This window comes from Paenibacillus amylolyticus, from assembly GCF_051136285.1.
Taxonomy (GTDB): domain Bacteria; phylum Bacillota; class Bacilli; order Paenibacillales; family Paenibacillaceae; genus Paenibacillus; species Paenibacillus amylolyticus_F.
Map to the genome: position 1 here is coordinate 5,585,053 of NZ_CP194938.1, position 25,845 is coordinate 5,610,897.

The 25,845-nt window shown below is 45.3% G+C and carries 23 protein-coding genes; 15 read left to right on the forward strand and 8 right to left on the reverse strand.

Going from position 1 to position 25,845, the window contains the following annotated elements; all coding sequences use genetic code 11:
* Positions 1 to 309 precede the first annotated feature (309 nt).
* The gene (locus ACR8BL_RS24290; protein WP_434749913.1) at positions 310 to 885 is read left to right on the forward strand and encodes a hypothetical protein; all 576 of its coding nucleotides are present in this window, start codon (positions 310 to 312) and stop codon (positions 883 to 885) included.
* 226 nt (positions 886 to 1,111) lie between these two features.
* Positions 1,112 to 2,089, forward strand: coding sequence for a diaminopimelate dehydrogenase (locus ACR8BL_RS24295; protein WP_434749914.1), 978 nt, complete (start codon positions 1,112 to 1,114; stop codon positions 2,087 to 2,089).
* Positions 2,090 to 2,165: 76 nt separating this feature from the next.
* On the opposite strand, the gene ACR8BL_RS24300 is transcribed toward ACR8BL_RS24295, so the two are convergent.
* The gene (locus ACR8BL_RS24300) at positions 2,166 to 3,026 is read right to left on the reverse strand and encodes a pentapeptide repeat-containing protein (RefSeq protein WP_434749915.1); all 861 of its coding nucleotides are present in this window, start codon (positions 3,024 to 3,026) and stop codon (positions 2,166 to 2,168) included.
* Positions 3,027 to 3,244: 218 nt separating this feature from the next.
* Between ACR8BL_RS24300 and ACR8BL_RS24305 the strand changes: the two genes are divergently transcribed.
* Positions 3,245 to 3,709: a GNAT family N-acetyltransferase gene (locus ACR8BL_RS24305; RefSeq protein WP_434749916.1), complete on the forward strand. Its 465-nt coding sequence runs from the start codon at positions 3,245 to 3,247 to the stop codon at positions 3,707 to 3,709.
* Positions 3,710 to 3,823: 114 nt separating this feature from the next.
* Here the strand turns inward: ACR8BL_RS24305 and gdhA are convergent, their stop codons facing one another.
* Entirely contained in the window at positions 3,824 to 5,212 is a 1,389-nt protein-coding gene (gene gdhA / locus ACR8BL_RS24310) for an NADP-specific glutamate dehydrogenase (RefSeq protein ID WP_434749917.1), read from the reverse strand.
* A 389-nt stretch (positions 5,213 to 5,601) separates the two neighbouring features.
* Here gdhA and ACR8BL_RS24315 point away from each other — a divergent pair, with 389 nt between their 5' ends.
* From ACR8BL_RS24315 to ACR8BL_RS24345, 7 genes are all read left to right on the forward strand, one after another.
* Positions 5,602 to 6,129, forward strand: a complete 528-nt coding sequence (locus ACR8BL_RS24315; protein ID WP_434749918.1) for a GreA/GreB family elongation factor — start codon at positions 5,602 to 5,604, stop codon at positions 6,127 to 6,129.
* The gene (locus ACR8BL_RS24320) at positions 6,119 to 6,625 is read left to right on the forward strand and encodes a cation:proton antiporter regulatory subunit (protein WP_434749919.1); all 507 of its coding nucleotides are present in this window, start codon (positions 6,119 to 6,121) and stop codon (positions 6,623 to 6,625) included. The genes ACR8BL_RS24315 and ACR8BL_RS24320 overlap by 11 nt, the downstream gene beginning before the upstream one ends.
* A 3-nt stretch (positions 6,626 to 6,628) precedes the next feature.
* Positions 6,629 to 7,834 (forward strand): cation:proton antiporter, encoded by a 1,206-nt coding sequence (locus tag ACR8BL_RS24325; protein WP_434749920.1) that lies wholly within the window; start codon positions 6,629 to 6,631, stop codon positions 7,832 to 7,834.
* A gap of 298 nt (positions 7,835 to 8,132) precedes the next feature.
* Positions 8,133 to 8,849, forward strand: a complete 717-nt coding sequence (locus tag ACR8BL_RS24330) for an expansin EXLX1 family cellulose-binding protein (RefSeq protein ID WP_434749921.1) — start codon at positions 8,133 to 8,135, stop codon at positions 8,847 to 8,849.
* A 92-nt stretch (positions 8,850 to 8,941) separates the two neighbouring features.
* Positions 8,942 to 9,889, forward strand: a complete 948-nt coding sequence (locus tag ACR8BL_RS24335; protein WP_434756461.1) for an alpha/beta hydrolase — start codon at positions 8,942 to 8,944, stop codon at positions 9,887 to 9,889.
* Between the two features lie 145 nt (positions 9,890 to 10,034).
* Positions 10,035 to 10,961 carry an NADP-dependent oxidoreductase gene (locus tag ACR8BL_RS24340; protein WP_434749923.1) on the forward strand — a complete coding sequence of 309 codons (927 nt, stop codon included), beginning with the start codon at positions 10,035 to 10,037 and terminating at the stop codon, positions 10,959 to 10,961.
* An 882-nt stretch (positions 10,962 to 11,843) separates the two neighbouring features.
* The gene (locus tag ACR8BL_RS24345; RefSeq protein ID WP_434749924.1) at positions 11,844 to 12,581 is read left to right on the forward strand and encodes a cyclase family protein; all 738 of its coding nucleotides are present in this window, start codon (positions 11,844 to 11,846) and stop codon (positions 12,579 to 12,581) included.
* 105 nt (positions 12,582 to 12,686) lie between these two features.
* Here ACR8BL_RS24345 and ACR8BL_RS24350 read toward each other — a convergent pair whose 3' ends face one another.
* Positions 12,687 to 12,887, reverse strand: a complete 201-nt coding sequence (locus tag ACR8BL_RS24350; protein WP_434749925.1) for a hypothetical protein — start codon at positions 12,885 to 12,887, stop codon at positions 12,687 to 12,689.
* Between the two features lie 217 nt (positions 12,888 to 13,104).
* Between ACR8BL_RS24350 and ACR8BL_RS24355 the strand changes: the two genes are divergently transcribed.
* The 4 genes from ACR8BL_RS24355 to ACR8BL_RS24370 all read left to right on the forward strand — a co-directional run bounded on the left by ACR8BL_RS24355 (position 13,105) and on the right by ACR8BL_RS24370 (position 16,648).
* Positions 13,105 to 13,470 carry a hypothetical protein gene (locus tag ACR8BL_RS24355; RefSeq protein ID WP_434749926.1) on the forward strand — a complete coding sequence of 122 codons (366 nt, stop codon included), beginning with the start codon at positions 13,105 to 13,107 and terminating at the stop codon, positions 13,468 to 13,470.
* Between the two features lie 443 nt (positions 13,471 to 13,913).
* The gene (locus tag ACR8BL_RS24360; RefSeq protein WP_434749927.1) at positions 13,914 to 14,900 is read left to right on the forward strand and encodes an ROK family protein; all 987 of its coding nucleotides are present in this window, start codon (positions 13,914 to 13,916) and stop codon (positions 14,898 to 14,900) included.
* Between the two features lie 279 nt (positions 14,901 to 15,179).
* The gene (locus ACR8BL_RS24365; protein WP_434749928.1) at positions 15,180 to 15,983 is read left to right on the forward strand and encodes a Cof-type HAD-IIB family hydrolase; all 804 of its coding nucleotides are present in this window, start codon (positions 15,180 to 15,182) and stop codon (positions 15,981 to 15,983) included.
* A 23-nt stretch (positions 15,984 to 16,006) separates the two neighbouring features.
* Positions 16,007 to 16,648, forward strand: coding sequence for a sugar O-acetyltransferase (locus ACR8BL_RS24370; RefSeq protein ID WP_434749929.1), 642 nt, complete (start codon positions 16,007 to 16,009; stop codon positions 16,646 to 16,648).
* A gap of 64 nt (positions 16,649 to 16,712) precedes the next feature.
* Here ACR8BL_RS24370 and ACR8BL_RS24375 read toward each other — a convergent pair whose 3' ends face one another.
* The 3 genes from ACR8BL_RS24375 to ACR8BL_RS24385 form a co-directional block, all read right to left on the reverse strand.
* Positions 16,713 to 18,533 carry an ABC transporter substrate-binding protein gene (locus ACR8BL_RS24375; protein WP_434749930.1) on the reverse strand — a complete coding sequence of 607 codons (1,821 nt, stop codon included), beginning with the start codon at positions 18,531 to 18,533 and terminating at the stop codon, positions 16,713 to 16,715.
* Positions 18,534 to 18,832: 299 nt separating this feature from the next.
* A complete protein-coding gene (locus ACR8BL_RS24380) occupies positions 18,833 to 20,347 on the reverse strand; it encodes an ABC transporter permease (RefSeq protein WP_434749931.1) in 1,515 nt (504 codons plus the stop codon).
* Positions 20,348 to 20,359: 12 nt separating this feature from the next.
* Positions 20,360 to 21,736, reverse strand: coding sequence for an ABC transporter permease (locus tag ACR8BL_RS24385; protein WP_434753234.1), 1,377 nt, complete (start codon positions 21,734 to 21,736; stop codon positions 20,360 to 20,362).
* A 211-nt stretch (positions 21,737 to 21,947) separates the two neighbouring features.
* Between ACR8BL_RS24385 and ACR8BL_RS24390 the strand changes: the two genes are divergently transcribed.
* Positions 21,948 to 23,699, forward strand: a complete 1,752-nt coding sequence (locus ACR8BL_RS24390; RefSeq protein WP_434749932.1) for an ABC transporter ATP-binding protein — start codon at positions 21,948 to 21,950, stop codon at positions 23,697 to 23,699.
* 84 nt (positions 23,700 to 23,783) lie between these two features.
* Here the strand turns inward: ACR8BL_RS24390 and ACR8BL_RS24395 are convergent, their stop codons facing one another.
* Together ACR8BL_RS24395 and ACR8BL_RS24400 are read right to left on the reverse strand one after the other, a co-directional pair.
* Entirely contained in the window at positions 23,784 to 24,563 is a 780-nt protein-coding gene (locus tag ACR8BL_RS24395; protein WP_434756462.1) for a hypothetical protein, read from the reverse strand.
* 162 nt (positions 24,564 to 24,725) lie between these two features.
* Complete coding sequence (locus ACR8BL_RS24400; protein ID WP_434749935.1) at positions 24,726 to 25,790, reverse strand: suppressor of fused domain protein; 1,065 nt, start codon at positions 25,788 to 25,790, stop codon at positions 24,726 to 24,728.
* Between the last annotated feature and the right edge of the window lie 55 nt (positions 25,791 to 25,845).

The following is a 25,845-nucleotide window of genomic DNA, read 5'->3' on the forward strand; positions in this document are numbered from 1 at the left end:
TATGCGAAAAATATGATGTTCAAGCGTAAGCAACCTGTATACAGAAGGAGGAGGGTTGTATGAAAAAGTTCAAAGTCATCACCCGATTCCTATCCATCCTTGCAGTAAGTTGCCTGTTATCCTTGACAGTGTTATCGTTATCGGTTCTCTGGATTAACATACCGTAGAAGCAGCATCCGTTATTGAGCAGACACTGGAATGCGACTAAATGAAGGAGGGATGTACAACCTGCATACAGAAGCATACTTCTGATGTAAGCGTGTGATCTGGAGAATGACAACATAAAACAACCAGAAGGAGTGATTTTTAATGGCAAAAAAGAAGAATTATCTACTGGCCTGCGCTGCGCTGGCTATGATGGTTGCATTAAGTGCGTGCAGCAGTGCAGCTGATCAACCCAAAGGCGAGTCTGAAAAGGTGAATAGTGAAGCAACATCTGGAACCGCTGAGCCAGCTGTCACAGAAAACACAAGCGAAGCAGCGACAGGTACAGATACAGAAGCCGCATCCACGCCGACAACTTCGGAATCATCCGCAAGTAAAGGTGAAAGTAGTGCGGTGGAAGGCATGCCCGAATACTTGCCTAAAGATTTCCCGTTACCGGACGATGCCAAAATTACTACAGCGACTTCCGGAGAGGATGAAGGGAAGAAGTCAGTAATGATGATCTTTACCACGGAACAGGACATGAAGACGGTATCGAAGCTGTACAAAGATTATTTTGCAGACAAGAAACTGGCAGACTCCGGACAGTTGATTGATGAAAAAAATATCGTTATTCAAGGGACTGACCCGGATACGAAGCAGGAATGGTCTCTGATCGGTGGAGCATTGGCGAGTCAGGAAGGTGTCGTTGAACTTACGTTAACCTGGTCAGAATCTTAAGAAGTTACATCACGGATAGAGAAGCATTCGTTTTGGAAATTCAATCAAAACAGAATCTTTATACATGAAATTGTTTATTCACTGATACCTTGTGGCTGTACAGCGTTAAAGCTGTTCCTCTGCAAGGTATTTTTGATTTACATCTGGAAACCTGACAAGTTACATGTTATGTTATATCCTTAGATAGACTTATAGACAAAAGATTCAGACAGGGAGAGGATTAAACATGATTAAAGTTGGTATCGTAGGTTACGGTAACTTGGGTAAAGGTGTAGAAAAAGCAATTACCCAGAATGATGATCTGGAGCTGGTTGCTGTATTTACACGACGTAATCCAGAACAAATGGTAGCGGAAAGTACAGAAGTTCGCTTTGAGCATATCTCTGCGGCTGAGCAGTATATAGGCAAAATCGATGTCATGATTTTGTGTGGGGGCTCTGCAACCGATTTGCCGGAACAGACACCTGTGATCGCCAAGCTGTTTAATACTGTAGATAGCTTCGATACCCATGCCAAAATTCCTGAGTTCTTCGAAACGGTGAACGCGGCAGCTGAGCAAGGTGGACATGTAAGCGTGATCTCGACAGGCTGGGACCCAGGATTGTTCTCCATGAATCGTTTGCTTGCACAATCTATTCTACCCGAAGGAAAAGAGTACACGTTCTGGGGCAAAGGCGTTAGTCAGGGCCATTCGGATGCGATTCGACGTGTATCAGGCGTTAAAGCCGGTGTGCAGTATACAGTACCTGTAGAAGAGGTCATTAATAGCATTCGTTCAGGAGAGACCCCGGAATTGTCCACACGTGAGAAACATCTCCGTCAATGTTATGTTGTGGCAGAAGAAGGTGCGAACCAGGATGAGATTCGTGAAACGATTGTGAATATGCCGAACTATTTCTCGGACTACGATACGACAGTTACCTTCATCAGTGAAGAAGAACTGAAATCCGAGCATGCAGGCATGCCACATGGCGGTTTCGTCATTCGCAGCGGAATTACAGGTAACGGGCAAAAACAAATTATTGAATTCGGTCTGAAGCTCGACAGCAATCCGGAATTCACCGCGAGTGTACTTGTGGCGTATGCCCGTGCAGCACAGCGTTTGAGCAAGGAAGGACATAAAGGGGCGAAGACGGTATTTGATATCCCGCTGGGTCACCTGTCTCCCAAATCGGCTGCAGATCTTCGTCGTGACTTGCTGTAATCTGAGTCTGTACTATACTTTGAAAAAAAGTAGCTCGTCCTTCGGTGGAAGGACGAGCTATTTGCATTGTGCGCCTCTAACGCCAATGAGAAGGTTTGCTTAAATGGTCAGGCAGCAAGGTATCCTCGTTTCCCATAGCAGCGTTTAGCTGGGATTGTGTCAGAAAAATCCCGCCGCGCAGGTCGGCTCCGCCAAGCTCCGTATCCCGCAAGTCTGCTCCAATCCAATCGGCATTTCGTACATCGGCATTACGCAGATTCGCTGCAATCATGAGCGCGCCCCGGAAACTTGCGCCTCTCAGATCTGCTCCTTGCAGATTAGCTCCCAGAAAATCCATGCCGCTGCGTTTCTTCCCTTTGGCCTTACCTTGAACCTGTGTTTTCGCCGGAGCGCTGCTGCGTACCATCTCACTAGCCTGGATTAGCAGGGTGTTCACGTTTGTACGATGGCTTGTGATGTCCAGTTGCAGCAGAGCTGCTGGCTCCAGATCACTCAGGTGCGCCACATCGGGATAAGCTTTTTCAATTGAGGCATGGAGTGAAGAGGTATCCGGCCGCATCATAACCTCTCTCATGTAACTGATCAGCTCATAAATCTGACGCAGTACAGGTAGACAGTCATACATTTCACGGGCCGTTTCGGGGTGCGTACGCCAGCTTCTGTCTGCATACGTCACCTGTGACAGCTTCTGACCTGCACCAAAGCAGTCATAGACAGTGCAACCTTTGAAGCCTTTCTGCCGAAGCTGGGTGTGGATACCACATCGGTAATCCTCCCGCAGATTGGGGCAAGGGGTGCCGCTGGACTTGTCAAAAGCAAAATCCGAGGATTTTCCATAAGGCAAAGCCACACAACATAACCCATAACACTGCTCGCAGTCTGCTTGAAGATGAGGATTCCCACTGTAGTTTAATGATTGGTTAGACAAAATACACACTTCCTTATCATGGTAAGAACATTTCCATTTTAAAATGTACGGATCACATCATGTCAGTATCACTTTATCATTGGATGGAATTCACTTCAATCACATTGAATGGATGGTATCTATACTTTTGTGGGACCAATGACAATGAAAAGAGCCATATGTTAAAATGTGAATTGAATTATAAACAAGCAGTAGTACTGGTGGATAGTGGATGGAGGTAGCAGAAAGTGGATGAATTAAAGATGCGTCAGGCTACCCTGGAAGATCGGGAGCAGCTTGCGGATTTGCGGGCCGTGGTGTTATATGATGATTTGACACGTTTGGGGCGATACGACGAGATTCGGGTGAGGGAGCGTTTCCGAAATACATTCCAGCCGGAACATACACAAATTTTGGAACTGGAAGATGTTTTAATTGGATGTGTGTCGTTAAAGCCGGGTGACGGGGAGTTTCTACTAGAGCACTTCTACATTGATCCAGACCACCAAGGCAGGAAACTAGGCACGAAGGTGCTTAACATATTGTTTGAACAGGAAGCAGTCAAGAGTAGACGTGTGACGTTAAATGTCTTGCAAGGAAGTCCGGCAAAGCGTTTATACGAACGTTTCGGATTTACTATAGATCATGAAGATGAAGTGGACGTGTTCATGTCCAGGAACCCTCAAGGTGTTGGAAACTTCTCGCCTAATTAAGTATATAGCATAATACAAAGAAGCCTCTCCTTGGCATGGTAGTTTGAAATGACCATTGCACGAAGGAAAGGTTTCTTTTGTGTGAACTATTTAAAAAATGCGGTAAAAGAGGAATTACACGACGCCTTGAGCAATCATGGAATCGGCTACTTTAAGGAAACCGGCAATGTTCGCTCCAGCAAGCAAGTTGCCTTCGCAGCCATACTCTTCGGCAGCTTCTACACAGCTTTTATAAATGTTTTTCATAATGTCATGCAATTTGGCATCCACTTCTTCAAATGTCCAGGACAACCGCATGCTGTTCTGTGACATTTCAAGAGCGGACACGGCTACACCGCCAGCGTTTGCAGCTTTCGCAGGGCCAAACAGCACGTTAGCACCAAGGAACACATCAATGGCAGCCAGCGTAGACGGCATGTTTGCACCTTCACCAATCGCCTTAACGCCACCTTGAACCAAAAGAGTCGCAGCTTGCTCGTCGATTTCGTTCTGCGTTGCACATGGCAGAGCGATATCACAAGGGATAGACCAGATACCCTCAAAACCCTCGGTATAGGTCGCATGCGGGTGTTCTTTGATGTACTCGCTGATCCGCAGACGCTCAACCTCTTTCAGACGTTTGACCGTATCGAGATTAATGCCTTGCGGATCATGTATGTAACCACCAGAGTCGCTGCATGCTACCACGCGGGCACCAAGCTCCTGTGCCTTCTCAATGGCATAGATGGATACATTGCCGGAACCGGAGACAACAACGGTGCTGTCCTTGAAGCTAAGGCCTTTGGACGCAAGCATTTCGTTAACGAAGTATACACAACCATAACCGGTTGCTTCCTTACGAGCGAGACTTCCGCCGTACAGCAGACCTTTGCCGGTTAATACGCCTGCTTCATGCCCGCCGCGAATACGTTTGTATTGTCCAAACATGTAACCGATCTCCCGTGCGCCTACACCAATATCACCCGCAGGTACGTCTGCATCTGGACCAATGTATTTGTACAGCTCCGTCATGAAACTTTGCGTGAAACGCATGATTTCCTGATCCGATTTTCCTTTGGGATCAAAGTCAGAACCGCCTTTACCGCCGCCAATTGGCAGGCCAGTCAGTGCATTTTTGAAAATTTGCTCAAAGCCTAAAAACTTGATAATGCCCGAGTATACCGATGGGTGGAAACGAAGTCCGCCTTTGTAGGGACCAATTGCACTGTTGAATTGTACCCGGAATCCGCGATTTACCTGTACTTTACCTTGATCATTCACCCAAGGAACACGGAAAGTGATGACCCGTTCCGGCTCAACAAGCTGCTCTAACAGACTGTGGTTTCTGTATTTTGGATGTGCTTCGATGACGGGGATCAGTGAATCCAGGATTTCCTTGACAGCCTGATGAAATTCACTCTCGTTCGGGTTTCTAGCGATAACCGACTCATAAACGGAATGAACATATGCTGCGGCAGTAGTAGCTTGAGATGACGTTGAACTATCTTTTGTAATCGTGGACACTTTTTCAATGCACTCCTTTATCGTGTTAAAGTCTGTGGATACCTATTTGTATAAATTGCATAAAAGTTTGTAGTTAAATATACAGGAAAGGAAATAAAAATACGAGATGAAAATCCATAAAATTTTTTTATGTGGTAATTAAAATGTTCTATGGATCTATCACTATATGTAAAGAATATCGTGTAATTTTGGATAATATCCCCAAAGTATAGAATTAAACTCCAAGTTAGCAGAATAGATTGGATTAATAATTTCATTTTGGTAAGATGGTAAGAAGGGCTCGTAATTCGGGCCCTTTTATTATAAGAAGGAGGACAACAGGATGATGATGGGTAACAACAAGCGAATCAACGTGGAGAACAAGGCGTGTATAGGAGGTGAGATCTACTATGAACCGTAGAACTCCACTTGACAACTGCAGAGAAATGCTGGTGAGTCAGCTGTTGATCCTGGGCGAAGAGAAAAGGACTTTTCTTGACGCTTATTTTGACGTGCGCAGTCCCGAGCGTGTGCAGCTGGATAAGCAGTTGATGGCTTATACAGAACGAGTCGAGCAATTGCTTGCTGGACCGGATGAGCTTCTGAGTTCCGTTGTGCTGATTGGCAGTCAGATTGAACTAGAATATGTTGATTTTCATACATTGGATAAGTTAACGATTGTTATGCCAGAGGAAGCAGATCCAGACGAAGGACAGATTTCATTCCTTTCTCCTGTGGGACGTCAGTTGCTTCTGGGTAACAAAGGCGAAATACGAGCGATATCAACTCCTTCGGGTTCCATGAGAATTCGTATAGCGAGCATCGGATGGGCTTCTGAATTGAACGTAGAACAGGTGCAGGAACCTGATCGGTTGGATGAGCCGAATGCCAATACCCTGCAAGATTTGTCTCGGGGAGGTGCGAATCATGCACTTTAAAGAAACGGATCTGCCAGGCATTGGTCGTAAATACTGGCTGCATACTCGCAGCGGGGAGCATCTTGTCATCGTGGTTCATAATGATGAACGGCGTGATTTGTTCCATATGGAATCTGGGGATCAAGCGGAAGATCTCGGAGATATGGTCTCTCTGGTGACCCTTGACGATGATGAGGCAAGAGCCGTAGCTGCTATAGTCGGTGGCATGACGTATAAACCTCAGTTCCAGAACGAACGGGAAGTTATGTTGGAAGGGCTGCTGATTGAGTGGCTTCGCATCGAACCCCATGCGGCTTGCATCGGGAAGACGATTGGAGAGATGAACATCCGTCAGGTTACCGGTGTGGCGATCCTGGCGGCGGTGGACAAAGAGAAACAGAAACAATTCAACCCCGGGCCAGAGTATGTGTTCACCAGTGGGGCAACAATTGTTGTTGCTGGTGAACGTGACCAGCTTAAGCAGCTCAAACACTGGTTGACCGATGGGCGGATGTAGCGTATGGATATGCTCATATTTGAAGTGGGGGTTGCCATTGCGCTGATTACACTTACGGGATTGATATCTGCACGACTACGATTTTCGGTTATTCCTTTTTACATTCTGATTGGTATGGCCGTTGGACCACATGCACCACAGTTTGGTATTGTGGATTTACGATTTATCGAAAGCTCGTCTTTTATTGAATTTATGGGCAGGCTGGGTATTTTATTTTTATTGTTTTATCTGGGGCTGGAGTTCTCGGTCTCCCGGTTGCTGAAATCGGGTAAAGCCATTCTTACCGGTGGCATATTCTATGTGGGTCTGAATTTTGTCTCTGGTCTGTTGCTGGGGTGGTTCATGAATCTGCCGCTTCAGGAAACGATGGTCGTATGCGGGATCATGACCAGTTCATCTACGGCTATCGTTGCCAAAGTACTCGTGGATTTGAAGCGTACTGCGAATCCCGAGACGGAAATTATTATGGGCATGATTATGTTTGATGACTTGTTCATTGCCATTCATATTTCCATTCTGACTGGACTTGTACTTAGCGGAGCAACTTCATTCGGAAGTGTGCTGCTGGTATCTCTCTCAGCTTTGCTGTTTATTGTACTGTTCCTAATTATCGGCAGGAAGAGTATTAAATATATCGATAAAGCATTGAACATCAAGTCCTCGGAGTTATTTTTACTTACGATCATGACATTGCTTTTCCTCGTGGCCGGATTCTCGGAAACCTTACATGTAGCTGAGGCGATTGGCGCGTTAATGATTGGACTGGTGCTTGGGGAATCCAGGCATGTCAGCCGAATTGAGCAGCAGATTATGCCGTTCAAAGATTTCTTTGGTGCCCTGTTTTTCTTCAGCTTTGGCCTGACCATTGAGCCAGCCTCTCTTGGGGGAGCTGTAGGCATGACGATAATTGCTGTGGTTCTAACGATTCTGAGCAACTACGGCGCGGGCATGATTGCAGGGAAAATGGCTGGTATGTCGACCAAAGCTTCGTTGAATGTGGGCTTTACGCTGGTATCTCGGGGTGAGTTCTCGATCATCATGGCGAACATCGGTAAGGCTGGGGGCCTGATGGCCTCGATTCAATCCTTCGCCGTGTTATACGTGTTGATTCTGGCTGTACTTGGACCTATTCTGACGAAAGAATCTCCTCGTCTTTATGCGAGGTATGAACGATTCCGGAATCGGGGGAAACGAAAAGAAGCAGGATGAGCCGTTAAAAGTGATATGAAATATGCAAGATACAAGATACAAGATGTACATTTGCTAGTATGATGTACACTATGGATCTGATGTAAGGCTTAGAAGCGCGTCGCACGATGCTGGAGAACGAACCTTCTCCCGAGTGCGGCGCTTTTTTTATGTATGATAAAGCAGGACTTAAGATGTGATTTTTCGAGAATGTATTTAAAAATTTTATGATTTATGTAAAATAATGTTATACGTTGTCTGTGACAATGAAGAAATTTGTTTTAGAATCATAGCCGAAATGATAGGGAGGAATAACACAATGAGCATGAAGAGCAAATTCCAACGTCTCAGATGGTCTGCCACAGGTATACTGCTCGGTCTTGTCTTATTTGCTTTACCTGCATCTGCTGCCTGGAACGATACATATCAAGGGTACGCTACGTACACGGGCTCGGGTTACTCGGGTGGTGCTGTATTGTTAGATCCGATTCCAGCAGACATGAAGATTACCGCACTTAATCCATACCAGCTTAATTATAACGGTGTCAAAGCTGCTTTAGCTGGAGCTTATCTGGAAGTGCAAGGGCCTAAAGGGAAAACCGTGGTTTATGTAACGGATTTATACCCGGAAGGAGCCAGTGGAGCACTGGATCTCTCACCAAATGCGTTCAACCAGATTGGTGATCCCCAGGCAGGGAAGATCAACATTAGTTGGAAGGTAGTTAAAGCTCCGATCGAAGGGAACGTATCTTATCGGATCAAGGAAGGCAGCAGTCAGTGGTGGGCAGCCATTCAGGTTCGTCATCATAAATATCCGGTGCTGAAGTTTGAAGTGAAGCAGAAGAACGGTTCGTGGCTTAATCTCGAAAAGCAAGATTATAACCATTTCCTTGGCACGGGGTTGGGTAAGGAAGAATTAAGTATTCGGATCACCGATATTCGTGGTAAAGTGGTGTATGATTCCATTCCGGCTCTGCCAAACGATGGATCAGGCGGTGCATACATTGTACCGGGTAACGTACAGTTCCCGGATTAAATGAAATGTGGCATCAAAATAAGTAGGATCATACATGAGTCTTAAAGTCGTACATCGTACGGCTTTTTTGATATAGAAAAAGGAGCGTACATATGAGAGAAAGCTTGCCTTCTTATAGAACAACACATTTATATTGGAAGCAGTATCAGTCATTTTTCCCCGAAGAAGTCAGGTTGGATGTAAACAACTCCCCGGAGGAGGAGTGGTGGGAAAGCCGTGGAATCCATCTTCATATCGACCGATTTCCGGTACCGGAGTCACCTGTCAAAATACTGTTTATTCATGGAGCTGGGGGGAATGGCAGGTTACTTGCTCCTTATGCACGGATGCTGCAGCAACATGGATACGAGGTCATATCACCCGATCTGCCGCCGTACGGTCTAAGCTACGCATTGCATGGCACGCGGATAAATTATGAACTATGGATTACACTGTTAGATGCCCTTATGGAGCGGGAGTACAAAAAAGACGGCATACCTTTCGTTGTATTGGGCAGCAGTATTGGTGGTATGCTGGCTTATCACGTCAGTGTAAGAAATAAACAGGTGAAGGGAATAATTGCAACGACATTTGTAGACACAAGTAATCCAGATATGCGTGATCAGATTGCTCCGAATCGATTCGTCAGTCGTGTAGGGAAACGTATGATGGATCTTTTCCCTGGTCTGTTAGATGCTGTTCGTATTTCGGTCAAACGGGTCTCTCGAATGGAGTTGATTACGAACAACAAGGATCTAACCCGTCTCATTATGAATGATCCACAAGCGGCAGCTACAGCTGTACCTTTGGAATTATTAAGAACTTTCCTGAATAAAACACCCGAGGTGAGTCCGGAACGATTCAGTCAGTGCCCGGTTTTGCTGGTTCATCCTGAGATCGACCCGATGACTCCGTTACAGTTCAGTCAACCTTTTTATGATCGATTAACGGTGGAGAAGGAGTGTGTCATTTTAGAAGGAGCAGGCCATTTTCCTATAGAGCAACCAGGCTTGAAGCAACTGGAAGAAGCGGTTCTAAGATTTTTGCGAAAAATTCATTAGCATCAATGGCGTTACTTGTGAATGGAATGGTAATGCTGTGACTTTGGTCAAGTCCACAGATGAATGGGGTAATCATAAATAGAGAAGAGTATGAGAATAACCCGTCACAAGTCATTCCATTTCTAAGAAAAGGCAGGGATTTAATATGAGAGCTATTGTAATTGAAGCATTTGGCGGACCGGAACAATTAAAAGAAAAGGAAGTTCAGAAGCCGGAATGCGGTGTGAATCAGGTATTGATCCGCACATATGCAACTTCTGTCAATCCGGTGGACTTCAAAATAAGACAAGGTCACCTAAAAGAAGCAGCAGATCAGCTGCCAATGATTCTGGGCGGTGACGTAGCAGGTACTGTGGTTGAAGCGGGTTCAAACGTGACTCGTTTCAGAGAAGGGGATCGTGTATTTGCTCGCCCACGTCAATTCGGAACCTATGCCGAATATGTTGCTGTCGATGCAGATATCGTTGCCCGCATTCCTGAGCAACTCAGCTTTGAGGAGGCAGCTGCGATTCCACTCGCCGCAATGACAGCTTGGCAAGCGCTCGTTGATCACGGCCGATTGGGCAAAGGACAGAAGGTGCTCATTCATGCCGGTGCGGGTGGAGTAGGCACCTATGCCATTCAAATTGCCAAATCGTTAGGCGCTGAGGTTGCTTCCACCGCGAGTGCAGCGAACGAAGAACTGCTACGCTCGTTGGGCGTGGATCATTTCATTAACTATAAGGAACAGGATTTCTCGCAAATTCTCTCAGACTACGATGTCGTGCTGGATACGATGGGCGGTAACATCCAGCGAGATAGCTTCAAGGTGTTAAAGTCTGGAGGACGTCTGGTATCTCTTGTAGAACAGCCGGATGAGCAACTGGCGAAGGAAGCTGGCGTAACAGGTAACGTGTTCATGATGGAGCCGAAGGGAGATCAACTGGAACAGTTGGCCGAACTTGCGGCAGCCGGAAAACTGAAATCGATCATTGATGAAACGTATCCGCTCACTGAGCAAGGTTTGCGCGATGCTCATGAAAAAAGTGAATCACATCATACGCGGGGCAAGCTGGTGATTACCGCGGAGTAGTCTGGAATTGGTGATTGTAACCGGGGAGTTTGAGGATTTTGGCCCGATTGATTGAACTAATCAATCGATTTAAAGAATGACTTTTGTCGACCTACCCTAAAATTCAATCTGAAAATCAAATGCCGTTCTCCATAAAGGAGAGCGGCTTTTTTCTGCGTGATTTCTCCTACCTAACCAACTTAATCTCCTTTTTATCCCTTTAAACCATAACAAAATATGGTATATTAATTCAATGTATTACTGTAAAGGGGGTGATGAATATATCAAAATATGTATTCAATCTTTTTAAGATTATAATTTATATAGTGATCTTATTGTTCGCACTACATTATTCTATTCGTTATCAAATATATTTATCTAGTGAGTTTCCAAAAAGCATCTTTATAAGGCTAGTGAATCCGATGTTACCACTTTGTGTTCTTGGATTTTTGGTTGGCTTTTATCCTGCGTTCTTTCCGTTATTCCCCAAAAATAAGCGAACTCCTACAAATAAAGTTCTACTGAGTTTAAGCGTCATAACAGTTTCGTTATCCATAATATTCATTTTGACAGGAATTTACTCGAACCTTTACATTTTTAGTATAGTTATTGGTTGTATTTCATATTTTCTATGGGGCAATCTCGGGTATACTTTTTCAAAAAGAATCTATATCGGAAAATAATATCCAGATGCAGTATCCAAACTCGTGGTTACAATACGTAGATGAGATTGTGATTAGGAAATGAATCTTTAACGGCATGGGGAAGAGTCCTATGTCGTTTGTTTTTTATGCAAAGTGCAAGAAATTTACTCGTGTGTTTGACAGCAGCTTCTTCACCAATGTGCAGCGTTGAGATATAATAGTGGGAAATTGTTTCCATTCTGCATATGAGGTGAAACGGATGACTAACGAACTTATTCAAGCCATTCAGCTGTTGAAAGAAAAGAAATGGGTAGATCTGACGCATACCTTTGGTCCGGCATCTCCGCATTTTTCTGCTTTTGATGCTGCAGAGTTTGATACGCTGTTTAACCATGATCAAGGATTCTTCGCCCAGAGCTTCAAGTTTCCTGGTCAATACGGAACCCATCTGGATGCACCGATTCATTTTGTGCGAGATACGCGTTACCTGGATGAACTGGGACTCAAAGAGCTTGTGTTACCTCTTGTCGTCATTGATCAGTCTGCTGCCGTGGAGAATAATCCCGATTTCATCTTGGAAGTAGAGTATATTATTGAATTTGAGAGAGAGTATGGCAAGATCGAAGCAGGCAGCTTCGTAGCTTTGCGAACCGATTGGAGCAAACGCTGGCCGAACCATGAAGACTTTGATAACAAAGACGCCGATGGGAACAGCCACGCACCTGGATGGTCTGTTGCTGCATTGAAATTCCTGTTCGAAGAACGGAACATTAAAGCGATCGGTCACGAAACGTTTGATACAGATGCAGCGGCAGATTATCAGAAGAATGGTGCCCTATTAGCAGAGTATTATGTGCTTGCACAGGATACTTACCAGGTCGAACTGTTAACGAACCTCGATCAGGTTCCAGCTAAGGGAGCTGTTATCTTCAATATCGTTCCAAAAGCGGAGAAGGCATCAGGATTTCCTGTGCGTTCGTTTGCCATTTTGCCTTAAATTTCTATAGACCACACCGCAAGTGTATGGCTGTTTAACATTATAAAATATATGTAGTGAATCAATGGAGGCTTAATAGGCCTCCATTTTTAGTTTGAATTCAGTCTATTTATGACTCGAAGACGAATGGGAGCCAAGTCGCTCAGAGATGTTTTTCTTCGTTTTTCGCCTTCTCATCCATCGCTTCAACAAACTTTCCTCTTTACGCTCCTGCAATGTTTCCTTCATGCCTTGAATCATGAACTCGGATCGGCGTCTGTCGTCGCGGCTAATCTTACGTAATTCCTTAATAAATTTGTCGTCCATCGTATTATGCCTCGCTCATATAGTGTATAAAATCATTATACCGAACATATGTTCTTTTATCAAGTTTTACCATCTAAATCAATTAGTTTTGATTAGGCTGACTCTGCCAGTGAAAAGAAGCACAGGTTTAAATCCCTGTTTGTGAGAAGATGGTGCAGTAAGTCCTTTTTATTTGTTTCAATGACCTGTGCTAATAAGGATACAAGGGGAGCGATTTATGATGACAGAGCGTTCAGACAAATCAGACAAATCAGACAAATCATATCTACTGGCAGCGATGCATGGCTTGCTGGGAATTGGAGCAGTCGCTGGAGGATTACTGCTGATGATTGATCCGTCAGGAAGGTTGTTGAATATGCCTGTTACTCTACTGGAGAAATCCCCTTTTTCTGATTTTTTTATTCCAGGAATGATATTGTTCATGGTTCTTGGAATATGTCCTATCGTTATTTGCATTGCTCTTGTGAGACGGGTTCATTGGACGTTAGCGAAGAAGTTGAATCTTTACCCTGAACGCTACTGGGCGTTGAGCATTCAGATGGTTACTTTGCTCCCAGACATACAACGAAGATACACCGTTTGAACTGAGGGAATGCTTTTCGTTATCCGAGGGGTTGGGGTGCTTTTCCATATTGACAAGAAAATATTAAGACTGCATACTTACAATATTTACTTTATAAAGTTTATTTATTAAGTAGTGAAATAATCCCATTTAGAATGGAGGTATGTTGTTTAAGATGGTTTTATTGATCACATAAAATAAGGAGGTGAGTGGGATGGCTTATGTAATCATGGCTCTAATCATCTGGGGAGGTGTTTATGTGAATATGGCTGTGTCCAAACAGCCGATGGATGTACAACCCTTACGATCTATAGATGACTTATTTGAATGAACATCTGAGTGAGCACCATGTGTGGAACCAATGTATTATGTTATGATATGGAGTACGATAACATGAATACGATTGCTTTGGTTTCTTGAACCAGAGTAGAAACGAGAGGCTTATGAAAAAAGCGAACGCTACAATGATGAAACACATGAATATGAATATTGTGCGTGAAGTCATGCAACAAATCAAAACGGCAACGAAACCGCAGCTCGCTTCGCACACGAAGCTTAGTGTGGTTACTATTAACGCATTGATTCAGAATTTATGTGATGGTGGAGAGCTGATTCCAGATCAAATAGTCCCTTCGAATGGCGGGCGCCCTGCCCAGGCCTATCGATATAATTTTAATTATAGGCTTGCCCTAGTATTGTCCATCAAAGAAATGAAAGGTCAGGAGTTGATCTCGGCTACGGTTATCAATCTTGAGAATGAAGTTGTACTGAAGGAAGAGAGTATTTTGCTTGTCTTTGATAAACAGCATGTGCTGCAACTCATTGCACGTCTCATTGCGTCGTATCCTTCCATCCACATGATCGGAATAGGGATTCCGGGGCAGGCAGTAGATGGGGACATTACGGTGAGCAGTCATGAGGAACTTATTCAATCAGGACTCATTCGGGAGATCGAGACTAAATTCCAAATCCACGTTCTCGTAGAGAATGATGTGAATGCAGCGATCAGCGGATACTATACACAACATATGGATACGAAGGCGCAGGTAGTGGCAGGCATTTATTTTCCAAATCGTTATCCGCCAGGCATGGGTATGGTGTTGAACGGACAGATCATTCGTGGTAGAAACGGGATGTTCGGTGAAATTAAGTATCTTCCCTACTCACCAGACTGGAATAGGGAAATGAGCAAAGAGGATTTCGCAGAACAGGCTTGCCGGATTCTGCACACAGTTAATGCTGTTCTTGCCCCACATCAGATTGTGATCTATCAGGAGCGGGTGGAGAGAGAAGTGCTGAACTCGGCATGGGAACAGTACATAGAGCAGCACGCTATGCCGACGTTGCCTGAGATTGTACATCAGAACTCGTTTCAGAATGATTTTGACGCAGGGTTAAGGGATGTGGTTCTTCAAGCATTGAAATCCTCGATTGGTTCTGAAGCTTTATAATTGGCAGGACAAGTTCGGTGTTTTTTGGATGCAGTGAATCTGCTAGTAAATCTGCGAATTTGTCCGAAAACTTCTTGTTGACATGGAACCAGTTACACGGAATACGATTCTGTTATGGCAAAGGGCAGTTGCTACACACTTTGTAAACAATATTTATAAACTATATTTGTAAAGTATGTTTATGAATATTTTGAAGAAACTGAGGTTCTCCAAGACTTGTTCCATGTTTCGTATATCTCCGTTGCCATATATCTAATGAATCATTGGAGGAAGAACATCATGATTAAACTGGTTGTAACCGATTTGGACGGAACTTTTTTGAACAGTCAAGGAACATTTGATATGAAGCTATTCAACGAAGTTCATGAGGAGATGAAACGTAGGGGAATTACTTTTGTAACATGTACTGGGAAACAGTGCGAGCGTGTAGAAAAATTATTTGGTGAGCACGGCAAGGACGTTTGGATTCTTGGGGACAGTGCAGCCAGGATCAAGAAGGACGGGCAGGTAATTCGGGAGTTTAGCATGGAGCCTTCACTGGCACTGCAAGCCGTTCAGGAAATTGAGTCATTTGATCCTCTGTTGACCATCATCGTCTGTGCAAGTGATGCCGCTTATGTGCATTCTTCCATTTCCGATGAGATGTATCAAGTGGTGAAGAGCTCGTATGAACAGGTCATCAAAACGGACTCTTTTGCAGGCATCCGCACTTCTTTTATAAAAATTACGGTATTCGATCCACAAGGACGCTGCACAGATCTGCGAAAACATGTGGAACAGACGATGGAAGGGCAAATCTATATTGTTGACTCTGAACCGAGGTGGCTGGATATTACGGCGCTGCATACGCACAAAGGTGAAACGGTCAAAACATTGCAGGAGCTGCTAGGGGTAAGTTGGCGCGAAACGATGTCCTTTGGCGATGGAGAAAATGATGTTGAACTGATGGCTATTGCCAAATACAGTTTTGCCATGAGTAATGCATGCGAGAATACGAAACATGCCGCACAATTCATTACGAGATCCAATGATGAAAATGGCGTGTTGCGAACGATTCAGGCGCTAATGGATTTGCAGGAATAAACATAAGATGAGGGGGAGTCGCAATGGGTGAAGAAGAGAGAATTATGAAGGGCATGTTATTCAGTCCGGCTGATCCAGAACTGAAGGAAATGAAAAGGCAGGCTCATCATCTCAGTCAGCGTTATAGTCAAACCTTTGAAGAACAGACGGAGGAAAGGCAGCAGATTGTAGAACGGTTACTAGGGGAGATGGGGGAAGGCGGATTTATGCAGGGTCCCATTTTTTTTCATTATGGCGTGCATACGCGGATCGGCCATCACTTTTTTGCGAATTACAATCTGACCATACAGGATGATGCACAAGTGACGATTGGAGACCATACCAGCTTTGGTCCCAATGTCACCATCGTGACACCCGTTCACCCTTTGATCGCCAGTGAGCGGAGGCAGTTGGTAAATCAACATGGGGAATTGAAATCACTCTGTTATGCCAAACCTGTTACCATCGGTAGTGATGTATGGTTGTCCGCAAACGTTACCGTGTGCGGAGGCGTCACAATTGGAGACGGATGTGTGATTGGAGCGGGAAGTGTGGTTACACGTGACATTCCACCGCGTTCGCTTGCCGCAGGTGTGCCGTGTAGAGTGATCCGCAGCATTACAGAAGCAGATAGCATGCGGCATTATCCCGACATCTTGGCAGATTGCGAAGTGCCCGAATCATAAGAAAAAAGGCTGTCACCAGGATCAGAAAAAGATCCATCGGTGACAGCCTTTTGTGTTCAGGCATTTATTTTGACGCGTTATACTTGCTCAGGAATTCTTTCACTTTGGCCGGATCGGCCTTGAGTTCATTGCCAGTTTGTACAAGTGGGCTTACAGTCGAGTAAGCTTTCAGTTTGTTGTTTTTGTAGAATTGCAGGATCTCATCCTGATTAATGGAATACAGTACCGCCTTTCTCAGATCACTGCTCTTGGCCACTTCACGATTGGCTGTGTTGAACAGCAGATAGGATACGGCATTGCTTGGAATGCTTTGCAGCTGCAATTTGCTATCATTCTTGATAATGTCATATTTCGTCTCAGGCACCCCGTAGTACAGGTGGATTTCACTACTGCGAAGGGCTGAGAGGGCACTGTCGGCATCCGCGATGAAGCGTACGTTTACTTGATCAATCCTCGGTGCGAAGTCCGAACCTTTGCGATATCCCGGGTTTTTCAGGAAGACGCCTTCGTAGTCATTTTTATAAGAAAGAATGTAAGGGCCGCTTGTGTAAAGGGTATTTTTGTACTTGGCACCTTCGGTCACGGTATTCTGATCGCCATAAGGAATATCTTTGTTCACATCAAAGGATGCGACATCATAGGTATTAATACTTTCGACTTGTTTCTTGGATACGATCCCAGCGGATTGGTGTGCCAGATAGTTCAGCACTTGCGGGAACGGTTCAGTTGTCGTTACTTTAACCACTTGGTATTTGCCTGCACCGTTATTAGCTTGTTTTTTATCACTAACCAGTTCCTTGATATCACTGTCGAGTCCTTGATTCAGAGCTTCCAGCACGGTTCCGCTACCCCCGGATTGTTTTGCAGATTCCAGTGCACTCAGGTCTGTCACGAGTTCCGCTTGTTTGATATGTTCATGCAGACTGTATGTGCGGTGATCCGGAACGGAATCTTTATTTTTGGCACGGTCGAGGGAGAAGATGACGTCATCTGCGCCTACACGCTCACCGGTATCAACAGCTTTTTTGTTTTCGATTTTAGCAAAGTTGATGTCATCACGAAGTACAAAATAATATTCGGAATTGCCATCTGCAATCGTAAAATTACGTGAAAGTGATCCATCAGCAGTCAGTTGATCGTCATCCGTTAAATTCACCAGACGAACATACATATTGGTGTTAATTTGGTTGATGGAACCGTCGTTTCCTTTGATCGGATCAAGGGAAGTTAGTACGGATGCAGCTTGCGTCAGAATCAACGGATCTTTACTGTTTTTGGAGCTGTCCTTGAACTCAATTGGCTCCCACGCCAGCGCACGGGATTTGGACAGACGAACGGTATCCACATTCAGAATGTCTTTGTTTACAGCCTGACTTTTCAGTGAGATGTACAGTGGAGCGATGTACGCTTGATCGGTAACCAAGCGGTCTTCCAACTTTTTATACGTTTCTTTGTATTCATCAGGTGTCTGCGTAGCGGCCTGATCGATCAGTTTATCGATCTCTTGATCCGCGAGGATGCTGTAATCTCCGCCCGTTTTGAAAAGAGAGCGAACCGCATAGTCCGGATTACCCGTTACCGTTGTCCAGCTGGACAACGCGATATCGTAGTTGCCTGCGTCCTGCTGGGATTTAAAACTGCCGTAATCCGGCTGCAGGTTCAGCTTCACATTGAAGCCGTTTTTGGTTAGCTGGTCACGAATGATGTTGACATCATTTTCGGATGAACTCATGGCGAGCAATTCAATGTCTGCCGCTTTGGGTGCTGTCTCCGTCGTATCGGAAGGTTTGTTCTGCTCCTGGGATTCGGTTTTGGTTTTCACACTGCAGCCGGAGATCACCAGCACGAGAATCAGCAGCAAGGCAACAAGTGTACGTTTTTTCATGAAAATACCTCCATTATATTAATAGATGTGATGTATGATTTTTTTTTTTTTGAACTATTTCATTTACACAAAACACGGAGAGGACAGAAAAAACCTGGAAAAACGGAGTGCTAGCCTAAAAGCTTTCTGTAAGAAAGCTACTTCGGAAGCATACGCTTATCACCGGATTTTTCCCTTGAGAAAGGGAATCATAAAAATCTGGGGATAACAGCGATTGCAAGGTTATTCTGTCATTGGAGTGCTTCGTGTAAAGATTTTTTAGTTCAACTTTTAAAAATCATGTGAATTAAACTCCATCGTCACGCCTTCTCAAGCTTGGGGTCAAGTGCATCCCGCAATCCATCACCGAGAAAGTTAAACGAAAGAACAAGCAAAATAATCGCCAGTCCTGGATAGATCGCCAGATACGAATGAGTCTCGAGATAGGTGCTACCCAGCTTCAGAATGTTGCCCCATTCCGGAATATGCGGTTCTACACCCAGCCCAAGATAACTCAAACTGCTGGTTGCAATGACAGCTCCGCCAATCGTCAGCGTGGATTTGATAATCATCGGAGCGAGCGAGTTGGGAATGATGTGTTTGAAAATGATCGTACGGTTGGAGTATCCCAAGGCACGCGCCGCCTCGACAAACTCAAAGGTCGACACATAAAGCACACTGGCCCGCATCGTTCGGGCATACGTTGGAATGGAGCCAAGGCTTAATGCAATGATCAGATTCACTGTGTTGGCACCAAAAGCTGCAATGATCGCAATAGCGAGCAAGATACCCGGAATGGCGTACAGGATATCCAGCAGACGCATGATGATGTTATCCGTATGTCTTCCGTAGAAACCCGAGAAGGCCCCCAGTACACCACCAATCACAACCGGAATCACCGTTGACATCAAACCGACAATCAAGGAGATCCGTGCACCAAACACAATTCGGGAAAACAGACATCGTCCAAAATCATCCGTTCCCAAGGGATAAGCAAGGGAAGGGGGCTGAAGCAGAGTTGCATAATTATTTTCTACCGCCATGCTGTAGTCGAATGTAAAGAAACTGCAGATGGAGATCGAGAACAGGAAGATGATGAAAAAAAGTCCGGACATCGCGGTCATATTGGGAGCAAGACGCTCCCACAGATCATTCCAGAAATTTGTTCCCTGCTTCCCTTGTCTGCGAATCCGGCGAAGAATAGAGATACCCAGCAGCAATGCAAAAACATTGCCCGTAATCAGGTTAACAATCATCACTACCCCTACAACCGTCATCCAGCGAGGCAGAGGAGAGGTCGTATCATACCTGGACACGATGATCAATACAATCAAATCAATGACCAGAATACATAATAGCGCCACCATGGAAGGCAGAAAGGTATCAGCAACATAAGGTTTAAACACATTAAGAGCCGATACACCAATCACAAAAAGCTGAGTTAACAGTGCATATACAGCAAACGTATAATCAATACTTTTTCGTTTCCGAATCAGATGAAAGGCGGCCGTTACGACAAAGATATTACCTGTGAAAACAGCCAGCATTTGAATCCAGGCTAATCTGCGTGTGAGAACACGTATTGCGCCTAGCCGAATCAGGTTCTGTCTGATTCGAATGACGAGCAGACTTTGAACGAGTGTAAAGAACAGATAAATGCCGGTCACCCCGGCTATAAACGGTTTGAACGTCTGCCCGCTCCAGTCATAACTGTTCAGCAGCAATAACAGGGTCAACAGAAACGAAGTGATCCATGCGAAGCTGGCTTGACTGTATTCCTGGGAAGACTTGAGCCGGAAACGCATTTCCTGCGTCAGGGAGCTTGATTTTGTCATAGTACACCTGCTTTAATATTGTTTCATTCTGGAGCGAACCCTGGGATCGATAAATGCGTAGAACAGATCAACGACAACATTCACAATGGAAATCGTGATGGCTGTGTAGATTACACCGCCCATGATACTCGGAATATCCGGGATGAATTGTTTATCCACAATATAACTTCCCAGTCCGCTGATGTTAAACACCTTCTCTGTTACCGCTGCCCCGCCAAGCATAGCTCCGAATTGAAGCCCCACGACAGTGATGATGGGAATCAGTGCGTTGCGTACCGCATGCTTCAGTATCACTTGCCTTTCACTTAAACCTTTGGCCCGGGCAGTCATGACATAATCCTCATGAATGACCTCAAGTGTGGATGAACGGGTCATTCGTGCAACCGCAGCCGTAAGCCCTGTACCCAGTACGATCACTGGCATAATCATGGACAGCCAGTTCTGTGGATTAAAGGTGGCGGGAAGCCATTGCATTTTAATCGAGAAATTCAGAATGAAGATTAGTCCCTGCCAGAAGTTCGGGATAGACAGTCCAATCAGAGCGATGAACATAAAGGTGTAATCAAACCAGGAATTAGGCTTGATCGCCGAGATGGTGCCAATCGGCAAAGCGATAACAATAGCCAACAGCAGGGAAATCACGGCGAGTGTCAGCGTAATGGGAAACTTCCGGGCAATGGTATCCGTCACGATCTCATTTCCTGCAAAGGACTTGCCAAGATCAAACATCGCAACGCCCTTGATATTGTTCCAAAGCTGTGTCAGATAAGGCTGATCCAGGCCATACACATGATTAAAGGCTGCAATCTGCTCTTGTGTCGCCGTTACCCCGAGAATGTTGGCCGCCGGATTGAACGGAGACAAGTACAGAATCGTAAATACCAGTGTTGCTACGCCCAGAATGACAAAGATTGTCATGAGCACTCTTTCAAATATGTACTTAAGATACGCATTACCATAGAGGAACAGGATGAGATACATCAAACAGCCGGGAATGACGGACAAGGCGAGAAACCAGGGCTTTGCAATTAACATACCAAATGTATCGTGCAATCCGAGGCGATGACGTCCCTGTTTTTCCAACTTACGAGAGGTTCGTTCGAACAGTTCCTTCTGAAATGTTTCCTCAAGCCAGCTCTCAGCCTGTTGTCTGAATGCTGCCTCGCCGACCTCTTGCTTGAAGAAACGATGCTTGCGTCTCAGTTGTTCTTCCAGTTCCAATCGTTTGCTGTCCCGGTAGGAAGAGTGGTTCATCTCCTGTTCAACCTGTTGTTTAACAGCTGACCAGTCATCTTGTTTACGTTTGGAACGCCAGACCATATAAACGATCAGGTTAATCGGTAAACCAAGAATGATCAATACATATCGATAGACGGGATGAAGCAGCATTTTTCCATAAATAAAACGTAGATGATTCACCAGACGAGAGGTGTTGCGACGTTCTACTCTAGAAGTCAAATGGTAGTACCTCCTTTCGTGAGGTTTAAATTGCATTATTCCGATCAATATAGTATATATTATTTAGAGTGTGTTTAATTGTCAAGGCTAAGAAATGGTTACATATAGAAGATGGAGCAGGCATGAAAGGAATGGTGCATACGTGGAGCCATTGTTGAAAGTGAATGATTTGTCCGTCTCTTTTTACACGGGAGAGAGTGAGTTTCAGGCGGTCAAACAGGTCAGTTTTGAACTGCGGAAAGGGGAGACGCTGGGCATTGTCGGGGAATCGGGCAGTGGTAAAAGCGTCACGGCACGCTCCATTATGAGATTACTTGCTTCTCCCCCTTCACAGATGAAATCGGGTGAGATTCTGTTTAAAGGCGTGGATCTCGCCGGTAAATCACAAAAAGAGATGGAGCATATTCGGGGCCGTGACATCGGCATGATCTTCCAAGACCCCATGAGCTCGCTTAATCCGACTATTAAAGTGGGTCAACAAATCTCGGAAAGTCTGATCAAACACCAGAAGTTGTCGAAAAGGGAAGCGAAAAAACAAGCCATCGCCATGATGGAACGAGTAGGAATCAAACAAAGCGTCATCCGCTACAATCAGTATCCTCATGAATTTTCCGGTGGCATGCGTCAGCGGGTGATGATTGGGATTGCCCTTGCCTGCCGTCCGGAACTATTGATCGCCGATGAGCCGACTACTGCTCTGGATGTAACGATTCAGGCACAGATTTTGAACTTGATGAAAGATATGCAGGAGCAACTGGAAACGTCCATTATTCTCATTACACATGACTTGGGTGTAGTTGCTGGCATGTGTGACCGGGTGGTTGTAATGAAAGAAGGAGAGATTGTGGAGACGGGCACCACGGCGGAGATTTTTGAGAGTCCAAAACATCCGTATACCGTCCGTCTGTTGAACGCGCTGCCACGCCTGGATGAGAAGAAGAAGCCGAAGCTAGTCTCGCAAGTACCCAAAGATCTGGAAGACGATCAGCCGCTGCTGGAGGTCAAATCTCTCAAACAGTATTTTAACCTCGGCAAGGGCAATACGTTAAAAGCCGTGAATGATATCAGCTTTCATATCCGTCAGGGGGAAACACTTGGCGTTGTAGGAGAGTCGGGCAGCGGGAAATCTACCACTGGACGAGCAATTTTACGTTTGCATGAGCCAACGGGAGGCGATGTGCTGTTCAAGGGTATTCCGTTGCAGCGACTCTCGCCTGGAGAGATGAAAACGATGCGACGACATATGCAGATCATTTTCCAAGATCCGTATGCCTCACTGAATCCGAAAATGAGAATCATGGACATCATTGGCGAGGCGCTTGATATTCATCAGCTTACAGGCAATGCAGCCGAGCGAGAAAAGCGAGTGGAGGAACTGCTTGAGATGGTGGGCCTTGATTCATCCCATGCACAGCGTTATCCTCATGAGTTCTCGGGTGGACAACGTCAGCGGATCGGCATCGCAAGGGCGCTGGCGGTAGAGCCGGAGTTTATTGTTTGTGACGAACCGTTGTCAGCACTTGATGTTTCTATTCAGGCACAGATTGTACAATTGCTTGAAGAGTTGCAGCAACGCCTGGGTCTGACCTATTTGTTCATCGCGCATGATCTGTCGATGGTGAAACATATCAGTGATCGGGTCGCTGTCATGTATAACGGCAAAATTGTGGAACTGGCCGAGAGCGAAGAGCTTTACGCCAATCCGCAGCACCCTTATACGAAGGCATTACTATCGGCAATTCCGGTTCCTGATCCGGCGGTGGAGAGGAGTAAGCCACGTATTGCTGTGGTGGATCAAGAGAAGGAGACCGGAGACACGGGAGACCGATATAATCTCGAACATTCCCGCTGGGTCGAGGTGAAAGAAGGACATTGGGTTGCCTTATCGAGTTAAACGGTTTTTTATTTTAATTAGTTTATGTAAAAAGGAACAAAGAACCCCGGCATGATCTGTTCAGATCGTTGCCGGGGTTTGGTTTTATTTGAATTGAACCGACTTTTTAATGTTGTCGATCTCGGCTTTGGTTTGTTCATCCACATAAGTGAAGATAAAGTTGAACGCATAACCTTCTATAATGGTGCTGTAGTACTCTTGGGTGATTGTGTTTCCGTTCCCTGCATCCATCGTGATCTGCATCAAATCCATCTGTTTTCCACCGATGGTTTCCGTTGTAAAGTCCTTATATTCATAAGGGAAATTGCTGTCCTCCATGAACTTCTTGGTTGCTTTCAGATAATCTTCCCCAGTGAGGATGCCTTGCAGCAAGCTGACTTTCTCGGCAATTGCCATTGCAGAAGGGCCCACTTGACCGCCATCCAGCGGATACTGAGATGCCATAAGCAGGTTCAGTGTTTTGGTTTGGGAGAGTTCGATCTGCTTTTTCTTCTTTTCATCATCACCGGCAATCGCTGCAGAGGAAGCACTTGTCAGTTGGTTCATGCCCACGGCATCCTGATACTCCCATGTTTCCGGGAATTTCAGCGATACACCAAAATAGTCATTGGTGTAAGAGCCTTTTTGTGTGGTTCCCAGCTCTACCTTGGATGAGTTGTCGTTTGTTTTACTGTCTTCGCCGGATGTTTCCGTTATGTCGGTGGTATCGTTTTTGGCTGTGCCCGCAACTGCACCAGTAGATGTTTCAGTGGTTGCAGACTCGTTTGATTTTGCATTGTTATCCGCTTTGTCTCCGCAGGCAGCGACTACAAGCATCATCATAATGAGCATAGCGAATACAGCTGTTTTGTTAGTAATAGACATAATAACCTCCTGAGATGTGTGTGTGTTTCTCTCTCTTTGTTGTGTGCAGTAAACATTGTGGCACTTGTGTTCTCTATTTCCACCTATAGGAAACTACAGGGGTCTACTATAAATAAGACAATTGACTGGACATTGAAACAGCTACTGTGCTGGATTGTGTTATTATCCGATCGTTTTGATCACGTTGCCTTCTTGATCTTTAATCTGTGTCGGCAAAATCTCAATCTGAAGCTTATCCAGTGAAGTGATCTCAAAGGAACCGGCTTGCGGGCGGAGTTTCGATGTAATTTCTTCTACCGCTTGTGGATTCACAGTCAGCCTAACTTCCCGATCTGTTTCTAACAGAGATGGCTGATCTCCGGCTTCAAAGACGATATTGACGTCTGGCCCGATCAACGACAACGTTACCTTTTTGGCGATTCGACTGCGCAGAATACTGCTCAAGAGTGTTGTCTGTTTAGCCCCAAGCTGAAGCTTGGCAGGCATGTTTTTCTGTAACAGCTTTTTGCGTGGAGACTCCCAGCTCAGTTGTTGGATAAATAAAAAGGCTGTGCTTGAACCGTCTTCCTCAATGCCGCGCTCAGTCGTCCTGATCACCGAAGGGATGTCTGCGTAGGAATTTCTCATCAGATCCGTTACATACTTGGGCATATAGCTTTCACAGGCAGACAGGAAACTGCGGGTATTCCAGCTCTGGATCATCTCCAGCTCCCGGCAGGTCATGCCGACCATTTGAATAAATTGAACGGAGCCATTCGGTGTACGGAGTTCTGACAGATCTGGATCTTCTATAAAGGCAAGTGCAGTTAACAGTGTATCGGAGTTCAGGCAGATCGGGCCGTTGGCATCCAGATAATCTCCAGGCTGAAACAGATTGCCACTGTTAAAGACATATCGCCCCATATTTTGTAGCAGATTGAGCGCCCATGCTGGCGGTTCTATTTCAGTTTCACAGCGTGTAAGACGAAACGTAAGTTCAAAACCATATCCGCTTCTGGAGGCATCATCCGATTCTTTGTCATAAAGTTCCGAGAAACCGTACGTTACAAAATGCCAGTGAGGCATGGGCGTATTCACAGCGTAGACACTGATGCCATCCAACGGATCCGGGCCGCCAAGCATATAAGGAATGGCCGTGCCATAATGTTTAGGTTCCTGTTCACCGTACAGTTGCTGCATGGCTTGGTCAATGGCATCCCAGCCGGATGTATTTTCTTCTTGCGTCATGTTGAATTCCTCCCTGATTGTTCTGTCCCTGAAAATCATTTAAAATTAAGTCTAC